The organism is Anabaenopsis arnoldii (assembly GCF_028331025.1).
GTDB classification, from domain to species: domain Bacteria; phylum Cyanobacteriota; class Cyanobacteriia; order Cyanobacteriales; family Nostocaceae; genus Anabaenopsis; species Anabaenopsis arnoldii.
On the sequence record NZ_JAQMUH010000194.1, the window covers coordinates 156,579 to 167,293 of the forward strand.

Below are 10,715 nucleotides of genomic sequence, written 5' to 3' on the forward strand. Positions count from 1 at the left end.
GTTCGACTCCGCTCACCGACCACGGTTAACGGTTCCATTGTTGTTTTTGTCGAGCGGTGACTAGGAATTCCAACACTTGGCGATCGCTTTTCATTTCCCCCACGCTAGAACCCCGATTAAACAGAGCACCGGTGGGACAAGCGTTAACACATTTACCGCAAGAGGTACAACTTGAGGAACTCCCCCAGGGTTGGTTTAAGTCGGTAATTACATGGGAATTTGTTCCCCTCCCCGCCATATCCCAAGTATGGGCTCCTTCAATTTCATCACAAACACGGATGCAGCGAGTACATAAAACACATCTGTTGTGGTCAACGCCGAACAGATGATGGGAAACATCGACGGAGCGAGAGGGGAAATGATAGTTTAACCGCACATGATCCATACCCATCTCAATGGCTAAATCTTGTAATTCACAATTACCATTAGCTACACAAACTGAGCAAATGTGATTACCTTCTGCAAACAACATCTCTACAATGGTGCGCCGATAATTTTGTAGGCGCTGGGTGTGGGTTTGAATTTCCATCCCTTCGGCGACCTTCGTGACACAAGCTGGTAAAAGTTTATTGGTACCAGCAATTTCTACTAAACACAGGCGACAAGCTCCCACATCTGTTACCCCTTCTAGGTGACACAGGGTGGGAATATGAATTCCTGCTTCTTGGGCTGCTTGGAGTATGGTATCTTCTTCACGGGCGCTAATTAATTCTTGATTAATTGTCAAAGTTTTGACAGCCATGTTTAATTTATACCCTTAATTTAAGTAAAAATATTAACTATTTACTTTTCCCCCTTACTAGTGGGGTTTCGCGGACTCTACCCCACCTACTTGATTAATTCCAAATACTCATGACGGAAATAACGTAAGGTGCTAAATACTGGATTGGGGGCGGACTGTCCCAGACCGCACAAGCTGGTATGTTTAACCATGTCGCATAATTCCTCTAGTAGTTCTAAGTCTGTCTGGGTGGCTTTACCTTCACTGATGGCGGTTAATAATTGATACAGCTGTACTGTTCCTACCCGACAGGGAATGCACTTACCGCAGGACTCATCCATACAAAATTCCATAAAGTAGCGGGCTACATCTACCATGTTGGTGGTTTCATCCATGACAATCATCCCCCCTGAACCCATAATTGAACCTAGTTCAATCAGGGATTCATAATCTACTGGTGTATCAAAAGCCGATGCGGGGATACATCCCCCAGAGGGTCCACCGGTTTGTACAGCTTTGACTACACCCCCTTGTGGTACACCACCGCCCATGACTTCAACAATCTGGTTGATGGTGGTTCCCATGGGTACTTCTATTAGACCTGTGTTACGGATTTTGCCGGCTAGGGCGAAAACTTTTGTACCTTTGCTTTTTGCAGTACCGATGCTGGCAAACCATCCAGCCCCATTACGGATAATTGGTGTAATATTAGCGTAGGTTTCGACGTTATTAATTAAGGTGGGGTAACCCCATAACCCTGATTCCGCTGGATAGGGGGGACGGGGGTGGGGAGTCCCCCGTTTACCTTCAATGGAAGCCATGAGGGCTGTTTCTTCACCGCAGACATAAGCTCCCGCACCAATGCGAATATCAATTTTAAAGTCAAAACTGGAGTCAAAAATTTGACTACCTAGTAAACCTAAGCTTTGGGCTTGACGGATGGCGGTTTGTAGGCGATGAATAGCTATAGGATATTCAGCCCGGATGTAGATGTAACCTTGATTGGCTCCTACAGCATAGGCGGCGATCGCCATTCCTTCTAGTACTCGGTGGGGGTCACTTTCCAGAACACTCCGGTCCATAAACGCGCCGGGGTCACCTTCGTCGGCGTTACAGATGACATACTTTGGTACTCCTGGGGATTTAGCCACTGTTCCCCACTTGACCCCGGTGGGGTAACCAGCGCCTCCCCGTCCCCGTAAACCACTGGCGGTGACGGTATCTACTACCTGCTTGGGGGTCATTTCCCGGAGGACATGGTGGAGGGATTGATAACCAGATGCGGCGATATAAGATTGAATACGTTCTGGGTCAACCTTACCGCTATTTTCCAAAACAATGGGCATCTGGGATGTAAAAAATGGGTGATTTAAATCACCTTTTTTAACTGTGGTTTCTTTTCCTCCCAGGGTAGCAATAATTGCGGGTGCATCGTCGGGGGTGACTTGTTGGTACAGGGTGTGGTCATCTACCTGCACTAATGGCCCTTGACAGCACAGGCGCATACAGCCAACTCCACGCACATCTACTGTTTCTGTTAAATTCTCTGCTGTGACTGCTTGTTGTAAACGCTGTTTGACAGTTTGTGAATTAGCAGACAGACAACCGGCCGCTACACAGCAGCGGATTTCTATGGGTTTGCTGGCTGTTTTTTCTTTGTGGGCGATCGCTATTAATTCAGTTAGATCCATCTTTTAACCATCCTTTGATGTGATCCAGAACTAATTCGGGGGTTTGATACCCTATCACTGTTTTATCAAACACTACGGCGGGGGCGATTCCACAAGCACCTAGACATCTGGCGGTTTGCAGTGAAACTTGACCATCTGGGGATGTTTCACCGGGGCGAAGATGTATGGATGTTTCTAAACTTGTGAGGATAGCCTGAGCGCCTTTGACATAGCAAGCGGTACCAGTGCAAACTACACAGGTATGGAGGCCACTAGGTGCAAGGGAAAATAGATGATAAAAGGTGGCGACCCCATAAACCCGACTTGGTGGTAATTTCAGTGCGTGGGCGATATAAATTAAGACATCGTTTTCTAAATAACCAAAAAGTTCCTGTGCTTTATGCAGGATCTCAATTAGGGCATTTTGTTGATACTGATGGCGTTTAATATGCGCTGACAGAATTTTAAATCGCTTATCCCCTTGAGTAGTGGTTGCGGAGTGAGCTTTTGCTGTGTTGTTAGTTTGAACAGCAGAGGTTGGATTCATAATTGCTCTGGCTCCTCTTGGCTGGGATGACCCTAGTGTAACAATCAATCAGGTTGAGACAAAAACAATAAAAAAAATTGTAAGGAAAGTTAATCGGCACTCGCCAGATTGACGATGTAAACTTGATTTATTTGACTGTTGACTGTTGACTGTTGACGGTTGACGGTTGAGGGTTGGGGGTTGACGGTTGACGGTTGAGGGTTGGGGGTTGAGGGTTGGGGGTTGACGGTTGACGGTTGAGGCTTGACAGAAAATAATATGCCCATGTTCTAGCCCGAATGTGTGATGACCATGAAAAAAAGACTTGGTATCCTAACCAGTGGTGGTGACTGTCCCGGACTAAATGCGGTGATTCGAGCAGTGGTGCATCACGCCACCCTGACATATAACTGGGAGGTGGTGGGTATTCCTTATGCAACTAGAGGACTTTTAGACCGTGAAGCTACTCCATTGAGTATACATGGTTTAGACTTGCGTGGTATTGACCCTTTGCTGAATATGGGGGGGACAATTTTGGGTAGTATTAATAAAGGTGATACTCTAGCTCATGTAGAAGAGATTGTTGCTGGATACTATGCTTTAGGATTAGATGCTTTGATTGGCATCGGTGGGGATGGTAGCTTGGCAATTCTCTATCAACTCCAAAGTCAAGGAAACTGGGAATTTATCGGTATTCCTAAAACTATTGATAATGATGTGGGACAGACCCAAAGAGTTGTAGGTTTCGATACGGCGGTAAATACTGTTGTTGATGCGCTCAATCGTTTGACTTTTACTGCTTGTAGTCATGACCGGGTGATGATTGTGGAAGTGATGGGGCGCAATGCGGGACATTTAGCCCTACAATCGGGTATTGCGGGGGGTGCGGATGTGATTTTAATTCCTGAGATTCCCTATTCTATTGGGGGTGTGTGTGAGCATTTAGAACGGCTACGCCACAGGGGACGTAGGTTTGCTATTGTAGTTGTGGCTGAAGGTATTCAAGTGGCTACAGATTCATCTGCTTATACATCCTGTGATAGCGCGGTACCGCTGCGAGTAGAACGCCCTTCGTGTGGTATGGGTCAATATATTGCTGATGAGATTCGCGCCCTCACGCACGATCTTGATGTTCGGGTATCTGTCTTAGGACATATTCAACGCGGTGGTATTCCTTCGGCTTTAGACCGTTTGATAGCTACGGCTTTCGGTAAAGCTGCGGTAGATTTATTAGCTAATGGACAATCTGGGCAGATGGTAGCTTGGCAAAATGGTCAGGTTGTTGCTGTTCCTTTAGAAGCGGTTTTGGCTGAGAGTCCTTGTTTAGTAAATCCTCATAACTTTTTAGTGCAAACAGCGCGATCGCTCGGTACTTACATTGGCCATCACCCATGATTACCAGCAATATTACATCTACGTTTAGCAGTCAGCCAGGGGGTGACAAATCCAACTATCAGATAGTACATCAAATTCCGGGCAGAATCAGATTGCGGACTACCCTAGATTTGGTCTGTGTGCAAGAGTTACTGGAGTCTGATGGTCGGATTTTAGCAGTACGTGTTAATCCCTGGTGCAGTTCTGTGGCAGTTCAATATCAAGTGTCTGATGTTCAGAGTAGTTTAATACCAGACTATATAGTAAGTTTACTGCATAAAGCCAAGAACTATAAAAGTAAAAATATCCGGAAAAAAGCCGATTATCCCCGGCAATTACCAATTTTAGCTACTGTTTTGGCAGTGTTGCGCTTAGGTTTACCTATTCCCAGGGTGATAATTGCTGCTACATTAGCACTGGCAGTTTTACCCATTGCTGAACGGGCTTATACTAGTATTAGCCGGGAAGGAAAGTTAAATATAGATTGTCTAGATTTAATGGCGATCGCCTTAACTTCTATCCAAGGTAATCTGTTAACACCAGCTTTATTAATTATCCTGCATCAAATTGGCGATATGATGCGCGATCGCACAGCCAGGGTTACGGAAAATCGCGCCGCGGACTTATTAAATTCCCTGGGAAATTACGCCTGGGTAAAACAACCGGATGGGGAAATACAACGCCTGTCAATTACCGAGGTACAACCCCAAGATACAGTGATAGTATATCCTGGTGAACAAATCCCCGTCGATGGCAAAATTCTACAGGGGGAAGCGATTATTGACCAACAAAGGCTGACGGGTGAGTCCATGCCGATTTTACGTCAAGTGGGACAAGCAGTTTATGCCTCTACCCTGGTACGGGAAGGAGAAATTTACATCCAAACCCAAGGGGTGGGCGCTGCTACTCGTGCTGGGGCGAGTATAGAATTAGTCAAAAAAGCTCCTGTTCATGATACACGCATGGGTAATTATGCGGCTAACATTGCCGAAAAAGCGGTATTACCAGCCTTGATTTTGGCGGCAATAGTGTTAATTATTACTCGTAACCCGTCCAAAGCTGCATCTATTATCACCTTAGATTTTGTCACCGGGATTCGCGTAGCTCTCCCTACAACTTTCTTAGCAGCTCTACACCACGCTACGAGACATGGTGTCTTGATCCGCAGTGGTGGTGCTCTGGAAAAATTAGCGCAGGTTGATACTCTAGTATTTGATAAAACCGGTACTTTAACTAAGGGTGATGTGGAAGTTGTAGCTGTGGAAACCGTAGATCAAGGTATATCTGCTCACCGTCTGTTAACATTAGCTGCATCTGCAGAACAACATATTACGCACCCAGCAGCTAACGCCCTAGTGACATACGCCCAAGCACAAGGTGTAGAAATTTTACCACGACAAGAATTTGTTTATGAAGTTGGGTTAGGGGTGCGCTGTCTGGTTGATGGTGAACAGGTTATTGTAGGAAGCGATCGCTTTTTGCGTCAGTGTGGTATTTCTCCCCGGCTTTTAAACTACCATATTTCTGCCCATGATTCTTGTCTGTATGTGGGGATTAATCAGGAGTTTCAAGGAATTATCGCCTATACAGACCCCCTGCGTCCAGAAAGTGCGGCAGTAATTAAGAAACTGCACTCTGAATATGGTATGGAAATACATTTACTTACAGGGGATAATCAGCAAAGGGCTATGGCTGTAGCTAAAGAAGCTGATATTTACCCCTCCCTAGTTCATGCTGAAGCGTTCCCAGAACAAAAAGCGGAAATTATCCAGAAAATCCACGCATCGGGTAAAACTGTGGCTTTCACCGGGGATGGTTTAAATGATTCTATTGCTTTAGCCTATGCTGATGTGGCGATTTCCTTTGGCGGAGGTTCTGAAGTAGCTAGAGAAACAGCGGATGTGGTGCTGATGGATGATAATTTGACCAGTTTTATAGAAGCAATTGCGATCGCCCGTGAAACCGCAGCGGTTGTTAAACAAAATATTGGTTTAGTGGTATTCCCTAATTTAGCGGCTTTAGGACTAACTATTACCATAGGGTTGCATCCCTTAGCAGCGACCCTGATTCATAATGGTTCGGCAATTTTAGCTGGATTAAATGGGTTGCGTCCTTTGTGGCACCAAGACCCACCGCGAGAGAAGTAGCACTTAGGCGATCGCGCAGCGCTGCTGTAAGCAGTATGTTAGAATTGGTTGCGGCTAGTGCAGAAATAGACCTAAAATATTTGGATGAATCAGGGGTCATGAAATTTCCCTTAAGAATTTGCTAGGGATGAGGTGGGGCGATTGCAATTTATTAGGGTTATAGGTTACTTTGTATTACTCCTGTTACTTCTTTGATTACATCATTGATAGGAACTAGCCTTCCAACAGTTGTATAATAGCCACCGCCAGATATAAGTGTTTGTGTTGAACGTTCTCTAAAGCGGTTTATATTTTTTATAAACCACTCTTTAGTTAATGGCATTGGTAAGTGATACAAGGTTTTGTTTCCCACAAAGTAATAAAATATCCAATCAGCTTCTGTATACATGAAACATCCAGGTGTTCGCCTTTCTAAATTACTATGAGTTTCAAAGAAAAAGTTACCAGTTGTATGATTGCGATCACCCTTAATTTCTATTAAAACCTTCTGATTTTGAGTTTCCCAAATTAAATCAATATCTCGTTTTTGAAATGATGGATCGTTTTCAACGTTAACTACTTCAATGGTTTCAGGTCGATTTTTTAACCAATTAGTTATATCAGCAGTAGCTACATTGGTTACTTTCAATCCATCATTCATGCTGTAAAACATGGTGTATCCTTTTTTTTAGCTCAAATTACAGCAATAATATCACATCTAATTTCACATCAAATGTAATAAATAATTTAATGGCTCTCCCCTGTGGTAACGTATCTATTCCCCTGTTGGTAACAGGGAGCCTGGGGTTAGAAACCCCTGTCTAATAGCTAAAGTCGGATAAATCCGACTGGAATAGATGACTAGGCTACCCCCTAATGACTGTGATATTTCTGTTCTGGGGACTCTGGGTGATTTCGGTGGTGGTTCTGTCACTGATGGGGGGTAAATTGGGGCGACGGTCAAATATTACCAACCATCCTGTATTTAGATTGAGTCCTGATAAATACTTATCTAATTGTATCAATCCTTGGGGTAAGGGGTCGGGTTTACCCTGTTTCCATACCTTTAATTCCATCCCTAAGACTACATCCCCATAACGCAGACATATATCCATCCTCCCGGAACCTATAGCGTATTCCCGTTCTAAGCTACCACCACCATTAACAACCCGGTGTAAAAATGCCATTAATACTAAGTGGGGGGCTATTTCTGGGTAAGGGGTACTTTTAAATAATGGTTCTCCGTGTTGTCGCCAAAAGTCTAAGAATAAGTCTAATAATTTTTCTGGGATTAATTCACCACTAGGACTCAACCATTCAGGTTCAATCACCCCTAGGGACATAATGGGGGTATAGGCTAAAACTTTAGGTAAAACTTCTCTATAAATCGGGTTGGCAATTTCTAAACCTCTGATGGGATGATAGCGACACAATCCTAAATCTAGGAGAAAACGAATATCATCATTAGGCACATCTGGTAATTCTTCCCCAGCTAACATGGGTTGAATAATCGCCTTAACCCTATCTTCCCGCAGTCGCTCGGCTAAACTATCTAAGTGGGTGTCTTGCCTTTGAATTAGGATATCCTTAGCTTGATTAATTAAATCTACCGTGATAGGGATATTGGTATCTTCTGCTAGGTATTCCGTAACCTGACGGGCGATCGCATTGATTAACCAAGGTTGACCCTGGGTTAAATAGTAGGCGTGGTGAATGGCTTCAGGGGTAAAGATTTGTCCCGTGGCTGTGGTATGTTGTTCATACAGACTTTTGATATCTTTTAAGGTGAAATTACTTAAAGTTAAAGACTCTACCTTGATATTAAAGGGGCTAGAGGTATTTAACCTGTTACTACCACCAGAAGCTACTTTATAATCACGTACATCCCGCATCCCAATTAAGGCTACGCATTGGGGGAACCCCAGGGGACGACGGGGATAACCGGAGCGTAATTGGCGCAGTACAGAAATTAAGGTTTCATCACTTAAAGCGTCAATTTCATCTAAGAATACCACCAGGGGTAAGGGTGAATCAGTTGCCCAAGTGCTTAAAAATGTCGCAATTTGGGAACCAGTACCCACTTCTGGCCATATAGTGGGCTGTAGGTTGGCTGGTAGGTGAAATTTAACCGACTGTTTCCACTCATCTAAAATTGCTCGTTCAGCAGTTCCAGGATCATGGGGAAATACTGCACCCACTTCTAAGGATAGTAAGACGGCGGTGTACTTATCACTGGCTGTCAGTTCCTGTGCTAGGGTGAGCATGGCAGTGGTTTTACCGGTTTGTCTGGGTGCATGGATAACAAAGTAATTGCGCTGTGCAATCAGGCGTTTTAACTCTGGTAACCGTTCGGTGGTGGGTAGGGTATAGTGTATATCCGGTTGACAAGGGCCAGCAGTGTTAAACCATTTAGTCATAAAAGTTTAGGTATAGGTTGATTTGATTATAACTGCCATCATTGTTGACTGTTGACTGTTGACTGTTGACTGACAAAACGCCAGTGCGATCGCTTTTATTAGTTACTCATATCCCCGACTTCTGACTATGATCTTGTCAGGTAGTTATAAATTTTGGTAGAAGTGGGGGATATTGCCCACCTTGACAGATCCCCGACTTCTGGACAAGTTATATGAGATTATGTCAATTATTTAAGAAGTCGGGGATCTTACCCAGCATGATCTTCGAGTTACACAGATCCCCGACTTCTGGACAAGTTATATGAGATTATGCCAATTATTTAAGAAGTCGGGGATCTTACTACATGATTGTTGACTGACAAAACGCCAGTGCGATCGCTGGTGAAACTGCAGCAGTTTAGAGCATTGGGAGCCAGGGGTTATAAACCCCTGTCTGATAGCTAAAGTCGGATAAATCCGACTGGGTATTAACTGTTGACGGTGGTCGGTGAGCGGAGTCGATAGCGATAGCGTGGCGTTAGCCATACCGTTGACGGTTGACGGTTGACGGGTCAGGGTTTAAAAGCTACCAGCACCGGGAGCCAGGGGTTATAAACCCCTGTCTGATAGCTTAAGTCGGATAAATCCGACTGGGTGTTAACTGTTGACGGTGGTCGGTGAGCGGAGTCGAACCGTTGACGGTTGACGGGTCAGGGTTTAAAAGCTACCAGCACCGGGAGCGAGAAACTCCTGTCTAATGCGTAAGTATTAATTCTCACATCAATAATACAAGTAACGGCGATCGCCCCTTGATTGGATATATGGTTTATCTTCTCAAATATCTATTTTTAGATAGATGACAAAATTAGCTAAATAGTATCACTGAGTTATTAGTATTAAAAAAAGTATATTTTACCGATAAAAGTTAAATAATTCTGGTATTTGTTGTAATATGAAGTTTAATTAAGCCTGGTGAATATCTGAATTTTTATACTCCAGATATTCTTTATTTTATCGAGTACTTATAACACCTTAAATCTATGTCTATTGTGCCTATTACTTCCAATGACAACTTTGTCAATGCCATCATCATTAACAGAAATATCATCACCGGTAGTAACGTCGGCTTTACCGGGGAAATAGGGGAACCAGCCCAGCAGGGTGTAATTAACTCTGCTTGGTGGAGTTGGACTGCCCCAGCTACCGCCAACAGAGTTATTATAGATACTATTGGCAGTGATTTTGATACGGTGTTATCTGTATTCACCGGTGATACTGTGGATGGTTTGACATTAGTAGCACAGAATGATGATTTGGGGGTAAATTATAGTGAACAAAGCCGTGTGAGTTTTAACATCACTCCCGGAACTACCTATTACCTAGCGGTGGATGGTTATGGTAGTGAAACAGGCAATATCACCCTCAATGTTTTTCCCTTCAGTAATTACAATACCTCTGGCTCTGCTTATGATGTAGAAGTAGTGGGGAACTACGCCTATGTCGCTGATGGGAATGGAGGATTGCAAATCATCGATATCAGCGACCCCGCTAACCCCACCCGTACCGGGGGTTACAATACCTCTGGCTTGGCTTATGGTGTACAAGTAGTGGGGAACTACGCCTATGTGGCTGGTTATGGTACCGGATTGCAAATCATCGATATCAGCAACCCCGCCACCCCCACCCGCACCGGCGTTTACGATACCTCTGGCTCTGCTTCGGATGTACAAGTAGTGGGGAACTACGCCTATGTCGCTGGTACTTATGGCCGATTGCAAATCATCGATATCAGCAAGCCTGCTAAACCTACCCCCACCGGCGGTTACTATACCTCTGGCGGTGCTTCGGATGTACAAGTAGTGGGGAACTACGCCTATGTCGCTGGTACTTATGGTGCCGGAT

11 protein-coding genes are annotated in these 10,715 nt (G+C 44.4%); 4 read left to right on the top strand and 7 right to left on the bottom strand.

All coding sequences use genetic code 11. The features are described 5' to 3' along the window. Nucleotides 1-25: 25 nt before the first annotated feature. The 4 genes from hoxU to PN457_RS17955 all read right to left on the bottom strand — a co-directional run bounded on the left by hoxU (nucleotide 26) and on the right by PN457_RS17955 (nucleotide 3,204). A complete protein-coding gene (gene hoxU / locus PN457_RS17940) occupies nucleotides 26-742 on the bottom strand; it encodes a bidirectional hydrogenase complex protein HoxU (protein WP_271734949.1) in 717 nt (238 codons plus the stop codon). 86 nt (nucleotides 743-828) lie between these two features. Then, nucleotides 829-2,412, bottom strand: a complete 1,584-nt coding sequence (locus PN457_RS17945) for a NuoF family protein (protein ID WP_271734950.1) — start codon at nucleotides 2,410-2,412, stop codon at nucleotides 829-831. Then, complete coding sequence (hoxE, locus tag PN457_RS17950; RefSeq protein WP_271734951.1) at nucleotides 2,399-2,938, bottom strand: bidirectional hydrogenase complex protein HoxE; 540 nt, start codon at nucleotides 2,936-2,938, stop codon at nucleotides 2,399-2,401. Before hoxE ends, PN457_RS17945 begins: the two co-directional genes overlap by 14 nt. An 89-nt stretch (nucleotides 2,939-3,027) precedes the next feature. Then, complete coding sequence (locus PN457_RS17955; protein ID WP_271734952.1) at nucleotides 3,028-3,204, bottom strand: hypothetical protein; 177 nt, start codon at nucleotides 3,202-3,204, stop codon at nucleotides 3,028-3,030. A 25-nt stretch (nucleotides 3,205-3,229) separates the two neighbouring features. On the opposite strand from PN457_RS17955, the gene PN457_RS17960 reads away from it, so the two are divergent. The 3 genes from PN457_RS17960 to PN457_RS17970 are packed head-to-tail and all read left to right on the top strand — an operon-like array spanning nucleotide 3,230 to nucleotide 6,563. Beyond that, complete coding sequence (locus PN457_RS17960; protein WP_271734953.1) at nucleotides 3,230-4,312, top strand: ATP-dependent 6-phosphofructokinase; 1,083 nt, start codon at nucleotides 3,230-3,232, stop codon at nucleotides 4,310-4,312. Then, nucleotides 4,309-6,438 (top strand): heavy metal translocating P-type ATPase, encoded by a 2,130-nt coding sequence (locus tag PN457_RS17965; RefSeq protein ID WP_271734955.1) that lies wholly within the window; start codon nucleotides 4,309-4,311, stop codon nucleotides 6,436-6,438. Before PN457_RS17960 ends, PN457_RS17965 begins: the two co-directional genes overlap by 4 nt. Next, on the top strand, nucleotides 6,408-6,563 hold the full coding sequence (locus PN457_RS17970; RefSeq protein WP_271734957.1) for a hypothetical protein: 156 nt from the start codon (nucleotides 6,408-6,410) through the stop codon (nucleotides 6,561-6,563). Before PN457_RS17965 ends, PN457_RS17970 begins: the two co-directional genes overlap by 31 nt. 32 nt (nucleotides 6,564-6,595) lie before the next feature. On the opposite strand, the gene PN457_RS17975 is transcribed toward PN457_RS17970, so the two are convergent. The 3 genes from PN457_RS17975 to PN457_RS17985 all read right to left on the bottom strand — a co-directional run bounded on the left by PN457_RS17975 (nucleotide 6,596) and on the right by PN457_RS17985 (nucleotide 9,359). Then, nucleotides 6,596-7,078: a hypothetical protein gene (locus PN457_RS17975; RefSeq protein ID WP_271734958.1), complete on the bottom strand. Its 483-nt coding sequence runs from the start codon at nucleotides 7,076-7,078 to the stop codon at nucleotides 6,596-6,598. Nucleotides 7,079-7,283: 205 nt separating this feature from the next. Next, entirely contained in the window at nucleotides 7,284-8,834 is a 1,551-nt protein-coding gene (locus tag PN457_RS17980; protein WP_271734959.1) for an ATP-binding protein, read from the bottom strand. A gap of 297 nt (nucleotides 8,835-9,131) precedes the next feature. Beyond that, complete coding sequence (locus tag PN457_RS17985) at nucleotides 9,132-9,359, bottom strand: hypothetical protein (protein WP_271734960.1); 228 nt, start codon at nucleotides 9,357-9,359, stop codon at nucleotides 9,132-9,134. A 494-nt stretch (nucleotides 9,360-9,853) separates the two neighbouring features. On the opposite strand from PN457_RS17985, the gene PN457_RS17990 reads away from it, so the two are divergent. Continuing rightward, nucleotides 9,854-10,715 (top strand): LVIVD repeat-containing protein (locus PN457_RS17990; RefSeq protein ID WP_417006619.1); only part of this gene is annotated, 862 nt, incomplete at its 3' end.